Below are 16665 nucleotides of genomic sequence, written 5' to 3'. Positions count from 1 at the left end.
GACCGCAACGGCTCCAGGGCCGCGCGAAACGCGCAGCGGGCCAACAAGACCGACTACACCGCCGACCGGGCCATGGGCACGCCGGTGATGGACAAGGCCGCGCTGCGCGCCAAGGCCAAGGCGGACCGGCGCAAGAACGCCGGCCCGCCGCTGCTCGACGAAGCCACCCGGACCCGGCTCGAGATGATCGTGCGCGAGCAGACCGGCCTGCGGGCGGCCTTCGCGCAGTTCCGGATTCGCACCGACGACATCCGCAGGCGCAACTACGCGGCCCGCGCGGAGCAGGTGTTCGAGGACGGATTCGACCGCAGCACCGCGCAACTCACCGATCGCGGCTACGCCGGCGAGGGTGGCGGCCGGATGAACGTGGTCGGCCGTCCGGTCGAATACCGGGCCACCACAGCGCAGGTCGCGGGATTGTGGCCGTGGTCGGTCGGCGCCGGTGCGCCGCTGATCGGCACCCCGCTCGGTTCGCACCTGCACACCGGCGCGCCGGTCTGCTTCGACCCGATGAACTGGTTCATGCGCGGCAGCTTCATCACCGCGCCGAGCCTTTTCGTGCTGGGGCTCAACGGTTTCGGCAAGTCGTCGCTGGTGCGCCGGATCGTGCTGGGCGGCATCGCCCAGGGCATCACCCCGCTCATCCTGGCCGACGTCAAACCGGACTACCGCAAGATGGTGGAACTGGTCGGCGGTCAGGTGATCGACCTCGGCTACGGCCACGGCAAATTGAATCCGCTGGCCGCCGGTGTGCTCGGCGCCGTGGTGCCGCGCCTGGACGACCACCCCGCCCTGCAACTGCAGGTGTTGCAGGACATGCGAGCCCGCCAGGTGACGCTCATCGCCGGCTTGGTCGAACTGGTGCGCGGGGCCAGGGTGCGCGACTACGAGGAAACGCTGATCGCCACCGCGCTGCGCATCCTCTACCAGCCGGGCAGCGGTTACACGCCGGATCAGCCGCCGATCATGGAGAACCTGCTGGAGGTGATCGTCGCGGGCGGTGAGGAGCTGATGCTCGACGCGGGCGCCGACGACGCCGAGGAGTATTCGAACGCGATCAAGAACCTGCGCCGCTCGCTGCGCGCGCTCACCCAGGGCCCGTTCGGCGCGGTCTTCAACGGGCAGACCTCGGTGCCGATCGACACCAGCGCCGTCGCGGTCTGCATCGACGTCTCGCACATCCCGACCGGCGACAAGAAGCTCAAAGCGGCTGTGATGCTGGCCTGTTGGGCCGACGGGTTCGCCTCGGTGGAGGCGGCGCACGTGCTCTCCGACGCCGATCTCGGGCCGCAACGCTACTTCCAGGTGGTGATGGACGAGCTCTGGCAGGTGCTCGGCCTGGGCGACTTCATGGTCGACCGCGTCGACGAGCTGACCCGTCTGCAGCGCGGCATCGCCACCTCGTTGATCATGATCAGCCACACCATCAAGGACCTGCAGGCGCTCGGCTCGGAATCGGCCATCGCCAAGGCGCTCGGCTTCCTGGAACGCGCGCGCCAAGATCTTCGGCGCGCTGCCCGCCGAAGAGGTCAAGCGCCTGGACAGCATCGTGCCGTTCACCTCCGCCGAGGAGCAGATGGTGACCGGCTGGTCGGCGCCGCAGGCGTTGACCGGCGAGGCGCTCAAGCCGGGCCAGCAGCGGCCCTCGCCGCCGGGTACGGGCAAGTTCCTGCTGAAGATCGGTGAAGATCGCCGGCCGGGCATCCCGTTCCACATGGAGTTCACGCTTTCGGAGAAGGAGAGCGGAATCCACGACACCAACCAGCGTTTCAGCGAGTTCACCGAATCGACTGCCCGAGGCACGGATTCGCAGGGCGGGAGTGCCGCATGAGAGATGCCAGACGCGACTTACCGATCGTCCGCCGCGCGGGGAGGTGTGCCGGATGATGCCGCACCGCTCCTACCGCCGGGTCTCGCCGGAGGTGCGCCAGGCCGCGGTCCAGCAGGTCGTCGCGCTCACCGGTAAGCTGCGCAGCGAGTCCGAGGCCTGCCGCGTAGTCGCCGAACAGATCGGCGTGCACACCAATTCGGTGCGCAACTGGGTGCGCGCGGCCGAGGGGCCGAGCCTGGAGCGCCTGGACGCGTCCGCGCTGCGCCGGAAAGTGGCGCTGCTGCAACAACAATTGGCGGCGGCGGCCGAGATGAACCGCACGCTCGCCGACACCCTCAACGAATCCCGGCGCGGCCAGTGAGCCCCGTACCCGCCGATGCGACCGAAGCTGCCTTTCCCCCCGCGTGCCGGGCGCAAGGGCACCTCCGGTCATATCGGCGTGTGCGGGTGTCCCGGGCCGGGGAGCCGGGCCCCGCGAGGCCGCGGTGAGCGGACGGGGGCTCTTGTGGGGTGCGCTCGGCGCGGTCCTCGGCCTGATGGTGATCGTGCTCGTCATCGTGATGCCCGCGGTCGACGATCCGTGCGAGGGCGCCTCGGTGCTCGGCTCGCGATCGGCGCTGCCGCCGCTGGGCGGCTACGCGCCGGGTGATGCCAGGGCGAGCGGCAGACCGTCTGCGTCGCAGGCGAATCCGGCCGCGGGCGCGCCGCCGGGGACCTCGGCGAACCCGACCGTCACGGCGACGCCGTCGCTGGCCGCGGGCGCCGGTCCGATCCGGCGCACGCTGCCGCTGGCCGCCGGCACCTTCACGGTCTCGGACACCTTCGGCGCGCGCGGCGGCACGCACAAGGGCATCGACCTCGCCGCCTCCGACGGCACCACGATCTACTCCGTCGCCGACGGCCGGGTCGTCGCCGCCGGTCCCGCTTCGGGTTTCGGCAACTGGGTGGTCGTCGACTCGGTGGACACCAACGGCCGCGCGTACTCGGCGGTGTACGGCCACATGTGGGATTCCGGGGTGCACGTGCGGGTGGGCGACACCGTGACCGCGGGTCAGCCGATCGCCCAGGTGGGCTCCGCGGGCGAATCCAGCGGCCCGCACCTGCATTTCGAGATCGTGCCGGGCGGGCGGTTCACCGGCGGTCGCCAGATCGACCCGCTGCCTTGGCTGGACGGCGCGCCGACGCCGGATGTCGGTGGGGCGCTGGCCTATTCCAGCGATCCGCGCTGCAACCGCGGGTTCGGCACCGCGGGCGGCGCGCTCGCCGCGGGCAAGGTGCCGCCGGAGCTCGAGATCTGGTATCGCCGTGCGGGTTCGATCTGCCCGCAGATCACGCCGTCGCTGCTCGCCGCGCAGGGCAGGCAGGAATCCGGTTTCCGCCGCGGGGCGACGTCCCCGGCGGGCGCGCAGGGCCTGGCCCAGTTCCTGCCGAGTACCGCGGCGAGCGTGAATCCCGATGACGGCCAACCGTATGTGATCGATGCCGACGGCAACGGTACCGCCAGCGTGTGGGACGACGGGGACGCGATCATCGGCCAGGGCCGCTATATGTGCGCCATCGCGCACAAGATCACGCAGTGGCAATCGGAGGGCCGGGTGCAGGGCGATGTCACCGCGCTGACCCTGGCCGCGTACAACGCGGGTGAGGGCGCGGTGCTCGCCTCCGGCGGTATGCCGAATCAGGTGGCGGCGCACTACTCCGAGACCCAGCCGTACGTGGCGAACATCCTCGCGATGGAGGCGCAGTACCGCGCGCCCGGCGCGCTCGGGCGGTTCGATCCGCAGCAGGGCGGTGGCGGCAGTCAGATCGTCGAGGCCGCGCACGACTGGCTCGGCACGCCGTACGTGTGGGGCGGCGGCGGACCGCAGGGTCCGAGCGGCGGCGGACTCGATGGTCCCGGCCTGACCGCGGCCGCGGTGTTCGCGGCCTCGTCCGGCTCGGTCACCCTGCCGCGCACCGCCGAACAGCAGTGGGAGGCAGGTGCGGAGGTGTCGATGAGCAGGATTCAGGAGGGCGATCTGGTGTTCAGCTCGTTCGGTCCGCGCGGCCCCGCCCAGGTCGGCATCTACTCCGGCAACGGCCGGATGATCCAGGCCGTGCCCGGTGCGGGCGGCGGCGTCACGGAGGTGCCGGTGCCGGGCGACAGCAGGGCGAGGAGGGTCCTGTGAAACACGCAGGTGATGCACTGACGCAGTGTCGGTCCTTGCGGTTAGCCTGGAAAGACACAGCGGTACGCACGAAACTGGTGGTGATGCTGGTGGTGAGCGTCGCGATGCTGAGTGCCGCCTGCGGCACGGGGGACCGGGACGACGCGGGATCCGGTGGGGCGCAACCGGCCACGTCCACGACCCGGTTGCTGGAAGGGGTGCCCGCACCCGATCCGGTCACGCCCGACGGGGTCGCGGTGGCCGCGCTGCGCGAGATCTACACCTGGCAGCCCGCCACCGAAGCGCAGGGCGCCTCGCTCACCCGGGCGCGGAAATGGCTGGGCCCCAGCCTGGTCCGCATGCTGGACAGCTCGCCGACCGGGCTGGAGACGCCGAAGACGACGCTGCAGTGGTCGGACTGGGCCACGGCGAAGGCGCGCGTCGACGCGTTCACCTTCGCCTCCGGGGAGAAGCCGCCGGCCGGCGGCGATCCGAACGTCCAGCAGTTCAAGATCGGGATCGAGCAGACGGTCGTCTACCCGAACGGGCGTAAGGAGCAGCTGCCGCCCGCGACGGTCATCGCGACCGTCGTGCAGACCCCGGACGGCTGGCGGCTCGACGCGTTCCGCTGAGCAGCACGACCTTTCGCAGAGATCCACCCACAGAGCCGCTAGAGGACAACAGGAGGCAGACATGGCGAAGAAGCCGGTGAAGGATCCGGCCGCGGTCGGGCCGGACACCACCATGATCGCGCTGTACGCCGGGTTCGCGGTCCTCGGCACGTTGTGGGTGGCGCTGCATCTCGGCAACGCGATGGCGGTGACGCCGCAGTCGATTCCGATCAACCCGATCGCCATCGTCGCGGACCTGGTGCGCGGCAAGCTGGTCTGGCCGCACGCGTCCACCGTGATCGTGCTGCTGGTCGCGGCGTCGGCGCTGGCCTACGTCCTGATCAAGAAGCGAATGAAGAAGCGCAAGACGATCGGTAAGCTCCCGGTCGACGACAAGGCCGACTACATGGGCCAGGGCGGCGCCATCGCGCATCTCACCGAGGCGGGCGTGCGCGAGAAGGCCAAGCAGCTCGAGGTGCGGCTGGGTTCGCAGGACATCCCGGGCGTGCCGATCGGTATCGGCATCGCCGACAACCAGATGCTCTACGGCTCCTATGAGGACCTGCACCTGGACATCTGGGGTCCGCGCCAGGGCAAGTCGACCTCGCGGGTGATCCCGGCCATTCTCACCGCGATCGGCCCCGTGCTGGCCACCTCGAACAAGCGTGACGTGGTGGACGCGACCCGGGATGTGCGCGAGGCCAAGGGGAGTCCCACCTTCGTCTTCGACCCGCAGGGTGTCGCGGGCGAAGAGCCCAGCTGGTTCTGGGATCCGCTGTCCTGGGTGGATGCGCGCCGCGAAGGCTGCGAGATGCGGGCGGCGCGGCTGGCCGGGCACTTCGCCGACGGTGACGACGGCTCCGACGCCAAGACCGATGCCTTCTTCGATCCCGAAGCCGAAGATCTGCTGGCCGGTCTGTTCCTGGCCGCGGCGGTCGGCGACCGCAACGGCAGCAGGCCGATCGTGCAGGTCTGGGAATGGGTGACCAACCCGCAGGACACCGAGCCGATCGAGCTGCTGCGCGCGGCCAGGCACCACTACACGGCCTCCGGTCTGTCGTCGCAGTACAACGCTGAAGCCCGTACGCGCAGCGGCATTTTCGGCACCGCGAAGAAGATGATCCGCTGCCTGAAACTGTCGAACGTGCACCCCTGGATCACCCGCGGCGGTGACCGGATCCAGTTCGACGAACTCGCGTTCATCCGCGACAACGGCACGCTCTACAGCCTCTCGCTGGAGGGTCGCGGCTCGGCCGCCCCGCTGGTCAGCGCGCTCACCGAGGCCGTCATCGACGTCGCGATGCGGACCGCGTCGCAGTCGCGCGGCGGACGGCTGCCGATTCCGCTGCTCGCCGTGCTGGACGAGGCCGCGAACGTGGTGCGCTGGAAGGATCTGCCCAAGCAGTACAGCCACTTCGGCTCCCGCGGCATCGTCGTGATGACCGTGCTGCAGTCCTGGGCGCAGGGCGTGCGCTGCTGGGGCGAGCCCGGCATGAATGCGCTGTGGGCCGCCGCGAACATCAAGGTGCTCGGTAGCGGGGTAGACGACACCGCATTCCTGCGGGAGCGTTCCGAGGCGATCGGCGACTACGAGGTCGTCTCCTCGTCGGTGTCGGAATCCAAAGGCGGCAAGAGCTATTCGCGCTCGCTCGGCTCCTCTAAGACGTTCAGCGTGCAAGGTTTGGCGCAGTTGCCCCGCGGTCGCGTGATCGTGTTCCCGTCCGGCGCGCCGCCGGTACTGGTTCGTACGGTTCCGTGGTGGGAGGGCGAGTACGCTGCCGAAGTGAAGGAGTCCATCTCGCACCATGATCCGCAGCGCAAGACGGAGATCGGCGATCTGATGCCGGGCAAGCCTTCACTGAGCAAGAGCAGCACGCCGCCGGAATACGGACAGGTCGAGGAGGTCAGGCCACTGTGAGGCAGCGCAGCGAGCGAGCCTTGGGCGCAGCACGCGTCGTCGCGACGGAGCCGAGCGGTAGCGAGGTGGAGTCGTGAGGGAGCGGAGCGAGCGAGCCTTGGGCGCAGCACGCGTCGTCGTGACGGAGCCGAGCGGTAGCGAGGTGGAGTCGTGACGGAGCAGCAGCAGCAACCCATGATCTACGCGAGCGTCGTCGAGTTCGTGGAGAACTATCTGAGCCTGGTGTACCGGCGACAGGTGACCGATCTCAGCGACACCGTGTGGTGCCCGGAGTGGTGGCAGCACGCGGAGGCGGTGGCCCGCCTGGACGCGATGTGGCGCGCCTGGGAGCACTTCCGGCTCGACGGCGCAACGGGTTTGAGCGTCTGGTTCCTCGACCACGCCGACCCGCACATGGCCAAGCTGTTCGATCCCAAGGGCCCGTTCAAGTACTGCAGCGTGCGCAACGGGCACAAGGACATGCTCAGTCCGCTGCCGTTGAAGTCGCCGCAACACGGGATGTTCGGCGATCCCACCATCGGCGACTTCCGGATGTAGCCGAGCCGTTCGTGTACCAAAAGCAAACGCCCGCTTATCAAGCGGGCGTTTGCTTTTGGTTTCAGCGGGTGCGTTCCAGGCCGCGGGATTCCTGTTCCCTGGCCCGGGTGACCGCGGGCGCTTCCTCGGGGCGGGTGCGGACCGCCTCGATCGGCGGTTGCGCTTGGCCTACTTCGATCAACATCCGAACGGCGGCCAGCTCCGGCGCGACACCCATCTTGGCGAGGTGCGCGGCGATCGCCATGCGGCGTTCGGGGGAGTCGTACTGCAGCACCGGCTTCGCGTGGGCGGCGGCGGTGGCAGCCATTCGGGTGGCTTCGGCCTGCGCGGAGAAACGATCCTTCTCCAGCGACACACCACGTTCCGGGATCGGGCGCTCGATCATCCGAGCGAGCTCGGTGTTGCGCGGATCCTTCGCTTTGGAATCCCGGGCCTCGCGGACCTGCATCTCCCGGGCCTCTTTCATGCGGGCCTCGGTGACCTTCACGCGCGCTTCGGCTTCTTTTTGACCACGCTCGCGGGTCCGCAGCGCGACCAGGGTCGCAAGCTGCAACATTGTCCTCATCATGGCCGCTGTCTCGCGGCCGATGTCGTCCAGTTCCTCGGACATGGCTGCTCCCCGATGCTGCAGTGATCACTATGGATGTTGTGGTGCTTCGTCTCGGACACCGCCACGCGAACTGTAGTCCGTCGGACGACGCCCCGGCTGCAAACTTCGACACCGGGAGGGCTCGTGTCGTGGCATTCCCTGGGGCGGGGGTTACCCAGTTGAGGGACTACTACGCTACGGGAACTCCGTGTTTCGAGATTACCCGAGAAAGCCGCGACGCAACCGTACGGCTGTGCCGCTTATCAGCATATATCGCACAATTCCGACAGGCCCGGGAACTCGCCGGACGTTTACCGGCGTAAGGCCACCCTTACCGTACGTTTAGGTACACCTAAGAACAGGTAGACGCGTTTCGGGCCCGGCGCCGATGAACGGCCCGGGCCCGAACGTGTGTCGAAGATCTCAGTCGATGCGGACCGACTGGATGGTGACCGGCTGGGTCGGCTTGCCGTCGCCGGGACCGTTGGAATCGTCCTGGCCCGCCTTGGCGATCTTGTCCAGGGTGCCCATCGTGTTCTCGTCCACGGTGCCGAAGATGGTGTAGTTCGGCGGCAACTGGGAGTCGCCGTAGACGATGAAGAACTGGCTGCCGTTGGTGCCGGGGCCCGCGTTCGCCATGGCCAGCGTGCCGCGCTTGTACGCGACCGGCTGCTGCGCGGCCATCGGGTTGTTCGGGTCGAGCTGGTCGGTCGGGTACTCGTTGTCGAACTCGTAGCCCGGGCCGCCCATGCCGCTACCGGTCGGGTCGCCGCACTGCAGCACCTTGAGGCCCTCGCCGGTGGTCATCCGGTGGCAGTTGGTGCCGTCGAAGAAGTTCTGCGCCGCGAGGCTGACGAAACTGTTCACCGTGCAAGGTGATTCGGCGTTGTTCAGGGTCAAGCCGATCGGACCCTGGTTGGTCTCCATGCTGACGCTGACCTTCGCGTCGTTGCCGGTGGTCGGGATGCCCTCGCTCTTCGCCGGCTTGGTCGCGGGCTTGTCGGCGGGCTTCTGACCGTCCTTGTAGACGCAGTTCACCAGCGCCGGCTTGGCGACCGCGGCGGGCGGCGCCGCAGCGGCGGGCTCGCTGGACTGCGTCGCGTCCTTGGCTTCGGAGCTGTTGTCGTCGCTCTTGGTCAGGAAGTACACCCCGGTGACCGCCGCGACCACCACGACGACACCGAGCACCGACCCGGCGATCGTGAGTTGCTTACGCCTGCGTGCGCGCTCGGCCCGGTTGGCGAGCTGGCGCTCCAACTTGCGTTTCGCCGCCGCTCGCCGCTGTTCGTTGCTCGGCACTACCACGTTCCTCCCGTGTCCGGTTGTTACGGCCCTAGAGTCTGCCATTTATTCCTGAGACTGCTCGACACTTCCTGAGAGCGGTGCGCCTCACACCCGCGACCGGCCAAAATCCGTGCTCGCCGGGGGATGACTGGGGATATCCGCAGATCGGGCGAGGCTCGCTGCCGATAACCGGTTGGACTCGAGGGGGCGTGGTGGTGGAAACTGGACCATCGTGACCAAGACCAGCAGCTTCTCCGCCCCGAAGGGGGTTCCGGACTATGTCCCGCCCGGCTCGGCCGAGTTCGTCGCGGTGCGCGACGGCCTGATCCGCGCCGCCCGACTGGCCGGGTACGGACATATCGAGCTGCCGGTCTTCGAGGACACCGGACTGTTCGCCCGCGGGGTCGGCGAATCGACCGACGTGGTCAGCAAAGAGATGTACACCTTCCCGGACCGCGGCGACCGCAGCGTGACGTTGCGTCCCGAAGGAACCGCCGGCGTGATGCGCGCGGTCATCGAGCACGGGCTCGATCGCGGGCAGCTGCCGGTGAAACTGGTCTACAACGGCCCGTTCTTCCGGTACGAGCGGCCCCAGGCCGGTCGGTACCGGCAGTTGCAGCAGGTCGGGATCGAGGCGATCGGGGTCGACGATCCCGCGCTGGACGCCGAGGTGATCGCCATCGCCGACGCCGGCTTCCGCGGGCTCGGACTGGACGGTTTCCGGCTGGAGCTCACCTCGCTCGGCGACGACACCTGCCGTCCGCAGTACCGGGAACTGTTGCAGGAGTTCCTGTTCGGGCTGCCACTCGACGAGGAGACCAAGCGCCGGGCGCAACTCAACCCGCTGCGCGTGCTCGACGACAAGCGGCCCGAGGTGCGCGCGATGACCGCCGACGCGCCGCTGATGATCGATCACCTCTCCGAATCCGCCAAGACCCACTTCGAACAGGTCCTCGGCCACCTCGACGCGCTCGGCGTGCCGTACGTGGTGAACCCGCGGATGGTGCGCGGGCTCGACTACTACACCAAGACCACCTTCGAGTTCGTGCACGACGGACTGGGCGCGCAGTCGGGCATCGGCGGCGGCGGACGCTACGACGGACTGATGGCGCAACTCGGCGGACAACCGTTGTCCGGCATCGGATTCGGGCTCGGCGTCGACCGCACGGTGCTCGCCCTGCAAGCCGAAGGCAAGACGGCCGGCGACCCCGCCCGCTGCCAGGTGTTCGGCGTTCCCCTCGGCGACGCCGCCCAGCAGCGCCTCGTCGTCCTCGCCGCCCAATTGCGCGCGGCCGGCATCAGCGTCGACCTCGCCTACGGCGGCCGCGGCGTCAAAGGCGCGATGAAGGCGGCAGACCGCTCCGGTGCCCGCTACACCCTCGTCCTCGGCGACCGCGACCTCGCCGAAAGCACCATCGGCCTGAAAGACATGGCCACCGGAGACCAGCGGCAGATCCCCCTGGACGAAGCGGTCACCACGCTGCAGGCAGCGCTCAGCGACGGGTAAGACGGTCGGCCGCCGCTCGCCGAGCCGGTATCCGACCGGCAGGCCGTCCGGAGCGGCATTCGCACCACTTCTAGGGATTCGCAATGGTTCTGGGTTGCTGTAAAGCCCTAGAAGTGGTGCGTCTGCGCGAGACGGGTGCGCGAAGCAGGGGGCGATTTGTGCTCGGGTGAGGCCGGGCGGACAAGGTGGGTGACGCGGCGTTGTGGTGCCACTCGCAGGACAGCCCGCCGTGCGCGTGGTGTTGCTGGAAGTGGTGCAGGTTTGCGGAGGTGCGGCGGGGTGTGACCGGGTGCGGGGCGCTTGGCCTGTTCGAACGGGCTACGCCGACCAAGGGGCTGGAGTAACGTGACAGCGCGCGTGACGTGGCGCCGGTGTCACGGAGAGGGTTGGGCGAGTGCAGGCGAATTCTGGTGAGCAGCAGACGGATCCGCCGGTGGGGCTGGATCTCGTCGCACCCGAGATGTACGCGCCGATGCTGCGCAGGCTGGCCTTGGCCGCGGCGGGGATCGGGATCGGGACCGCGCTGCTGGCGGCGACCGTCGTCACTTGGCCGGTCGCGGTGCTCATCGGGGTGGTCGTCGGCGCGCCGACCGTCGCCTACGCGGTGGCGCTGCGGCGTCGGCGAATGTGGTTGGCGGGGACCACGATCCATGCCCGTCGGGTGTTCGGGGAACGGCGGGTCGAGGTGTCCGCGGCGACCGGTGTCGAGGTGCTGATCTTTCCGGCGCGGCTCAGCCGGATCGTGCTGCGCGTGACCGCGGGGGAGTTCTCCCAGATCATTCCGCTGGCCATGTACACCGACGCGGGCGGCGGGCGCGAAATGCATCTGCTCGGCCTGCGCCGCCTCGCCGACGCCCTCGCCACCAGCCAGCTCGCCGCCGCCGTCTCGGTGTCCACCATGCTCGTCCACCAACTACGCGCCGAAGCCCGCGACGCCCACCTCGCCGAACGCCCCCTCTACCGCGCCGTCCAAATGGCCCGCACCAAAGACTTCGTCTCCCCGATAGTCCTCACCGACCGCGAAGTAGCCGCCCTGATCTGAACCCGCCCAGCGTTCAGGCGATAGCTCGCCCAGCCTGTGCGTGACCCATGGGCGGAGCCGCGGCCTCGGTTGCCGAATGATGCGGCACTGCACGGCGTCGGTTCGCGCGGGTTCACCGGCAAACGCAGCGGGATGCAGCCGTCCAGCGGCGTGCAGTGGCAGGTTACGCAGGGCGACAGGCTGTTCGGCCGGGCCGGACGGGTGGCACGGGCGAATTCTTGCCCGAGGTTGGGGCCATGCGGCAGAGCACCGCGCGGGCGCTCGGTTGTGCGGGGCTGTGCAGACGGTGTCGTGTGGGATGGCCACCACTGTCGGGGGGCGTCCCAGTGCCGGTGGACCATCTGGTCGCGCCGGTAGTCCGGGCACAACTCGAATTGCTGTTCGCCAATGTCAGTTGTGTTGTAGGGCGTGTGAGTGGGGGGCTTTGTCGGATGCGGGGTCGAATTCGGGCGTGGTGGGGGTGGGGTGGTGGGGTGACTGTTGGGTTGCTCACCGCGTGGTTTCGGGGGGAGTGAGGGTCGATAGGGTGAGAGCGAGAGTCGGCCTAGTGCAAGGAGATAGTGGTGAACAGCGTGGTTCGGAATGCGCCCGTGACCGTTGCCGTGACCGGCGGGGCGGGGCAGATCGCGTACGGGTTGTTGTTCCGGATCGCCTCCGGGGCGATGCTCGGCGCGGATACGCCGGTGCGGCTGCGGCTGCTGGAGATTCCGGCGGCGGTCTCTTCGCTGGAGGGTGTCGCGATGGAATTGGAGGACGGGGCGTTTCCGCTGCTGGAGTCCATCGATATCAGTGACGACCCGTGGGTGGGGTTCTCGGGCGCGAATGTCGCACTGCTGGTGGGTGCGCGGCCGCGCACGGCGGGCATGGAGCGGTCGGATCTGCTCGCCGCCAACGGCACGATCTTCACCGAGCAGGGCGCCGCGATCAACGCCAGCGCCGCCGACGACGTGAAGGTGCTCGTGGTCGGCAATCCCGCCAACACCAACGCCTTCATCGCCATGAGCAACGCCCCCGACGTGCCCGCCGAACGCTTCACCGCGATGACCCGCCTGGATCACAATCGCGCCATCGCCCAACTGGCGAAGAAGACCGGCGCGCCCGCAGCCGAGATCGCGCGAGTTGCGATCTGGGGCAACCATTCCGCGACCCAGTACCCGGATATCGCGCACGCGACCATCGGTGGCAAGCCCGCCCTCGATCGCATCGACGACCGCGCCTGGGTGACCGACGACTTCATCCCGACCGTGCAGCAGCGCGGCACCGCGATCATCCAGGCGCGCGGCGCGTCGTCGGCCGCCAGTGCGGCCAGCGCCGCCCTCGACCACATCCACGATTGGGTGCGCGGCACCGCCGCCGGCGACTGGGTCTCCATGGCGGTCCCCTCCGACGGCTCCTACGGCGTCCCCGAGGGCCTGATCAGCTCGTTCCCCGTAACCTGCGCCGACGGAAAGTACACGATCGTCCCGGACCTGGACATCGACGACTTCGCCCGCCCCCGCATCGACGCCACCGTCGCCGAACTCACCCAGGAACGCGACGCCGTCATCGACCTCGGTTTCGCCAAGCGCCCCTAGCATTTGCCGCGCGTGCCCGCAGCCGCCGCTGTGTGCACCCGCCCGCCCGGAACCGGGACGCGAGCAACGCAATTCGGTATTCCCGCACGAGTTCTGTCTTCTCGCACCCGTTGCGGCCGTCCACAGCGGGTGCGGGAGCGCAGAGGGGGTGCGGCAGTTCACTTTTGCCTCGGCGGGGCGACCCCGAGCCGTTCCGGCCCATGGCTCGCCGCGCGTTCGATGGGGCCGGTTGCGCCGCACGTGGTCGGTGTTCCCGCACCGGTTGGGCCCGCCCGCAGCGGGTGCGCGAGCGGTGCCTGAATATCTAACTGGCCCGAAGCCCAGGCACGAATGCGCCGGGCCGCCGGACACGGGACCGACGTGAACGCTTCCCGCACCCGTCCTGTCTTCCCGCACCCGCTGTGGCCGTCCACAGCGGGTGCGGGAAGACGGGAAGGGGTGCGGGAACGGGGCCGAACTCCTAGCTGACGGTCCAGGTTTCGGGGCCGGTGAGCAAGGACTGGAGGGAGTTCTGGTCGAGGGGTTTGCGTTCGCGGGCGGTGGCGGTTTGCGCGCGGACGCCGTCGTCGTAGGTGGGTCGGCTCACGCTGCGGAAGATGCCGGTGACGACGTGGTCCAGGGACTGGTCGGACAGGCGGGAGAGGGCGTAGGCGTATTCCGGGTTGTCGGTGTAGGCGTCGTGGACGATGATGTCGGCTTCAGGGACCGCGTCGGCACGGGTGACTTCCAGCCCGAAACCGCTTTGTATCACCGCGAATTCGTTCTCGGCGCCGAACCGGATGGGCTGTCCGTGGTGCAGCGGGACCAGATGGTTCGCGGCGTTGTCGCGGCGCAGCGCGTCGAACGAGCCGTCGTTGAAAATCGGGCAGTCCTGCAGGATTTCGACGAACGACGTGCCGCGATGTTCGGCGGCGGCGCGCAGCACCTCGGTCAGCCCGGCCCGGTCGGAGTCGAGGGCACGGGCGGCGAAGGTGGCCTCGGCGCCGAGCGCGACGGACAGTGTGTTGAACGGGTGGTCCACCGAGCCCATCGGCGTGGACTTGGTGATCTTGCCTTCCTCGGAGGTCGGGGAGTACTGCCCTTTGGTGAGCCCGTAGATCCGGTTGTTGAACAGCAGGATCGTCATGTTCACGTTGCGGCGCAACGCGTGGATGAGATGGTTGCCGCCGATGGACAGCGCATCGCCGTCCCCGGTCACCACCCACACCGACAGGTCCGGCCTGGTCACCGCGAGCCCGGTCGCGATGGCGGGCGCGCGGCCGTGGATGGAGTGGATGCCGTACGCCTCGAGGTAGTACGGGAAGCGGCTGGAGCAGCCGATCCCCGACACGAACATCAGGTTCTCCCTGCGCAATCCGAGCTCGGCGAGGAAGCCGCGCACGGTCGCGAGGATCACGTAGTCACCGCAGCCGGGGCACCAGCGCACCTCCTGATCGGAGGTGAAGTCCTTGACCTTCTGCGGGCCGTCGGCGGCGGGTACACCGGACAGTCCCGTCAGGCCCAGATCGGTACCGACGAGCGAGGTTTCCATGATGGTCATTCGTTGCCCCCAGTGGGTCGGACGTCGCCCGGCTGTGCCCGATCCGCGGAGCTGTCCGGCTGCGTCGTGTACGTGGCCCGCGCCCGTGCGGCGAAGGCCTTGTCCTGTTCCATCTCCTCGATCGAGCCGTCCAACGCGGCGTCGATCACCCCGACGAGTTCCTGCGCGGAGAACGCGGTACCCGCGACCTTCGTCCACGGCCGCACGTCGACCAGATATTTCCCGCGCAACAGCAGCGCGAGCTGGCCGCCGTTCATCTCCGGCGCGACCACGGTGCGGTAGCGGCGCAGCACGTCACCGAGGTTGGCGGGCAACGGATTCAGATGCCGCAGGTGCGCCTGCGCGACGGACACACCGCGGCGGCGGGCGCGCCGGCAGGCTTCGCCGATCGGACCGTAGGAACTGCCCCAGCCGATGATCAGCAGTTCGGCGTTGCCGTCCGGATCGTCGACCTCGAGATCGGGCACGCTGATCCCGTCGATCTTGGCCTGCCGCAACCGCACCATCAGTTCGTGATTGGCCGGGTCGTAGGAGATGTTGCCGCTGCCGTCGGCCTTCTCCAGGCCGCCGATCCGGTGTGCGCGCCCCTTGGTGCCCGGGACGGCGAGGGGCCGGGCGAGCGTCTCGGGGTCGCGCGCGTACGGCTGGAACGGGTCTGTTTCCGCGCCGGCGGGCTCGAAGCCCGGGACGATCGGCGGCAGGTCCTCGACATTCGGAATCGACCATGGCTCAGAACCATTCGCGATGGACCCGTCGGAGAGCAGCAGCACCGGCGTGCGGTAGGTGAGCGCGATCCTGGCCGCCTCCACCGCGGTGGCGAAGCAGTCGGCGGGCGATCGGGGTGCGAGGACCGCGACCGGTGATTCGCCGTTGCGGCCGTAGAGCGCCTGCAACAGATCCGCCTGCTCGGTCTTGGTCGGCAGGCCGGTGGAGGGACCGCCGCGCTGCACGTCGACGACCAGCAGCGGCAGCTCGGTCATCACCGCGAGGCCGATGGTTTCGCTCTTGAGCGCCAACCCCGGTCCCGACGTGCTGGTGACACCGAGCGAGCCGCCGAGCGAAGCACCGAGCGCCGCACCGATTCCCGCGATCTCGTCTTCGGCCTGGAAGGTGGTGACGCCGAAGTTCTTGTGCTTGCTCAGCTCGTGCAGGATGTCCGAGGCCGGGGTGATCGGGTAGGTGCCGAGGAAGACCGGCAGTCCGGCCAGCTGACCCGCGGCGACCAGCCCGTAGGCGAGTGCGGTGTTGCCGGTGATCTGCCGGTAGGTGCCCGGCGGCAGCTTCGCGGGCGCGATTTCGTAAGTGGTGGCGAAGCTTTCGGTGGTCTCGCCGTAATTCCAGCCCGCCCGGAACGCCAGCACGTTCGCCTCGGCGATCTCCGGTTTGGCCGCGAACTTCTCCCGCATGAACTGTTCGGTGCCGCCGATCGGGCGTCCGTACATCCAGGACAGCAGTCCGAGCGCGAACATGTTCTTCGCGCGCTGCCCGTCTTTCTTGCCGACGCCGGTGGACTCGGTGGCGCCCATGGTGAGCGAGGTCATCGGGACGCGGTGCACCACGAAATCCGACAGCGTGTCGTCGTCGAGCGGGTCGGCGGCGTAGCCGACCTTGGCGAGGGTGCGTTTGGTGAACTCGTCGGTGTTCACGATGAGGGTGGCGCCACGCGGCAGATCTTCCAGATTCGCCTTGAGCGCGGCCGGATTCATCGCGACGAGCACGTCCGGCTGATCGCCCGCGGTCAGGATGTCGTAGTCGGCGATCTGGATCTGGAACGACGAGACGCCGGGCAGCGTGCCCTGTGGCGCTCTGATCTCGGCGGGGAAGTTGGGTTGGGTGGCGAGGTCGTTGCCGAACGCGGCCGCTTCGTGCGTGAAGCGATCTCCGGTCAGCTGCATACCGTCGCCGGAGTCCCCGGCGAACCGAATCACGACCTTTTCCAATTTCGCTGCGCCCGTGCTGCTTTGGGCCGTGCCAGCAGCACTGTGGCTGGTGCCGACATCATTCTGGTGCGAAACCATGTGCCTGCTTCACTTCCTCGTCGATGAGAGGGGTGCCATTCGCCAAACTACTCCGCACCGCGCGGTG

Annotated in this window: 12 protein-coding genes and 1 pseudogene; 9 read left to right on the top strand and 4 right to left on the bottom strand. The window is 68.8% G+C overall.

What is annotated here, in order from left to right; all coding sequences use genetic code 11:
- The first annotated feature begins 72 nt into the window (after positions 1-72).
- The 6 genes and pseudogenes from TY25_RS25625 (at position 73) to TY25_RS25600 (ending at position 7044) form a co-directional block, all read left to right on the top strand.
- A pseudogene (locus tag TY25_RS25625) lies at positions 73-1831 on the top strand (putative type IV secretion/conjugal transfer ATPase).
- Positions 1832-1883: 52 nt separating this feature from the next.
- Entirely contained in the window at positions 1884-2192 is a 309-nt protein-coding gene (locus tag TY25_RS25620; RefSeq protein WP_029899114.1) for a transposase, read from the top strand.
- Positions 2193-2316: 124 nt separating this feature from the next.
- Entirely contained in the window at positions 2317-3999 is a 1683-nt protein-coding gene (locus tag TY25_RS25615; RefSeq protein WP_042260052.1) for a peptidoglycan DD-metalloendopeptidase family protein, read from the top strand.
- Positions 4000-4082: 83 nt separating this feature from the next.
- Entirely contained in the window at positions 4083-4610 is a 528-nt protein-coding gene (locus TY25_RS25610) for a hypothetical protein (protein WP_226887259.1), read from the top strand.
- A gap of 61 nt (positions 4611-4671) precedes the next feature.
- A complete protein-coding gene (locus TY25_RS25605) occupies positions 4672-6507 on the top strand; it encodes a type IV secretory system conjugative DNA transfer family protein (RefSeq protein ID WP_042260049.1) in 1836 nt (611 codons plus the stop codon).
- Between the two features lie 150 nt (positions 6508-6657).
- Complete coding sequence (locus TY25_RS25600; protein ID WP_226887260.1) at positions 6658-7044, top strand: DUF4913 domain-containing protein; 387 nt, start codon at positions 6658-6660, stop codon at positions 7042-7044.
- A gap of 61 nt (positions 7045-7105) precedes the next feature.
- Here TY25_RS25600 and TY25_RS25595 read toward each other — a convergent pair whose 3' ends face one another.
- Together TY25_RS25595 and TY25_RS25590 are read right to left on the bottom strand one after the other, a co-directional pair.
- Positions 7106-7654, bottom strand: a complete 549-nt coding sequence (locus tag TY25_RS25595; protein ID WP_029899110.1) for a hypothetical protein — start codon at positions 7652-7654, stop codon at positions 7106-7108.
- Between the two features lie 402 nt (positions 7655-8056).
- Positions 8057-8932, bottom strand: a complete 876-nt coding sequence (locus TY25_RS25590) for a peptidylprolyl isomerase (protein WP_042260047.1) — start codon at positions 8930-8932, stop codon at positions 8057-8059.
- Positions 8933-9149: 217 nt separating this feature from the next.
- Between TY25_RS25590 and hisS the strand changes: the two genes are divergently transcribed.
- The 3 genes from hisS to TY25_RS25575 all read left to right on the top strand — a co-directional run bounded on the left by hisS (position 9150) and on the right by TY25_RS25575 (position 13040).
- Positions 9150-10424 carry a histidine--tRNA ligase gene (hisS, locus tag TY25_RS25585; RefSeq protein WP_042260045.1) on the top strand — a complete coding sequence of 425 codons (1275 nt, stop codon included), beginning with the start codon at positions 9150-9152 and terminating at the stop codon, positions 10422-10424.
- Positions 10425-10818: 394 nt separating this feature from the next.
- Complete coding sequence (locus TY25_RS25580; RefSeq protein ID WP_052383186.1) at positions 10819-11466, top strand: hypothetical protein; 648 nt, start codon at positions 10819-10821, stop codon at positions 11464-11466.
- Positions 11467-12029: 563 nt separating this feature from the next.
- A complete protein-coding gene (locus TY25_RS25575) occupies positions 12030-13040 on the top strand; it encodes a malate dehydrogenase (protein WP_042260058.1) in 1011 nt (336 codons plus the stop codon).
- Positions 13041-13500: 460 nt separating this feature from the next.
- Here TY25_RS25575 and TY25_RS25570 read toward each other — a convergent pair whose 3' ends face one another.
- Both TY25_RS25570 and TY25_RS25565 read right to left on the bottom strand, forming a co-directional pair.
- Positions 13501-14580 (bottom strand): 2-oxoacid:ferredoxin oxidoreductase subunit beta, encoded by a 1080-nt coding sequence (locus TY25_RS25570; RefSeq protein WP_042260042.1) that lies wholly within the window; start codon positions 14578-14580, stop codon positions 13501-13503.
- On the bottom strand, positions 14577-16598 hold the full coding sequence (locus TY25_RS25565) for a 2-oxoacid:acceptor oxidoreductase subunit alpha (RefSeq protein WP_226887261.1): 2022 nt from the start codon (positions 16596-16598) through the stop codon (positions 14577-14579). The genes TY25_RS25570 and TY25_RS25565 overlap by 4 nt, the downstream gene beginning before the upstream one ends.
- Positions 16599-16665: the final 67 nt, after the last annotated feature.

This window comes from Nocardia brasiliensis NBRC 14402 (genome assembly GCF_000308475.2).
GTDB classification, from domain to species: Bacteria; Actinomycetota; Actinomycetes; order Mycobacteriales; family Mycobacteriaceae; genus Nocardia; species Nocardia brasiliensis.
Note: the sequence above shows the minus strand (reverse complement) of the source record. Positions and strands in the feature narration are given on the sequence as shown.

Bases quoted from the DNA above. Each gene is read 5' to 3' on its own strand.
- TY25_RS25570 (WP_042260042.1), bottom strand. From the start codon at position 14,580: ATGACCATCATGGAAACCTCGCTCGTCGGTACCGATCTGGGCCTGACG.
- TY25_RS25565 (WP_226887261.1), bottom strand. From the start codon at position 16,598: ATGGTTTCGCACCAGAATGATGTCGGCACCAGCCACAGTGCTGCTGGC.
- TY25_RS25605 (WP_042260049.1), top strand. From the start codon at position 4,672: ATGGCGAAGAAGCCGGTGAAGGATCCGGCCGCGGTCGGGCCGGACACC.
- TY25_RS25595 (WP_029899110.1), bottom strand. From the start codon at position 7,654: ATGTCCGAGGAACTGGACGACATCGGCCGCGAGACAGCGGCCATGATG.
- TY25_RS25620 (WP_029899114.1), top strand. From the start codon at position 1,884: ATGATGCCGCACCGCTCCTACCGCCGGGTCTCGCCGGAGGTGCGCCAG.
- TY25_RS25610 (WP_226887259.1), top strand. From the start codon at position 4,083: ATGCTGGTGGTGAGCGTCGCGATGCTGAGTGCCGCCTGCGGCACGGGG.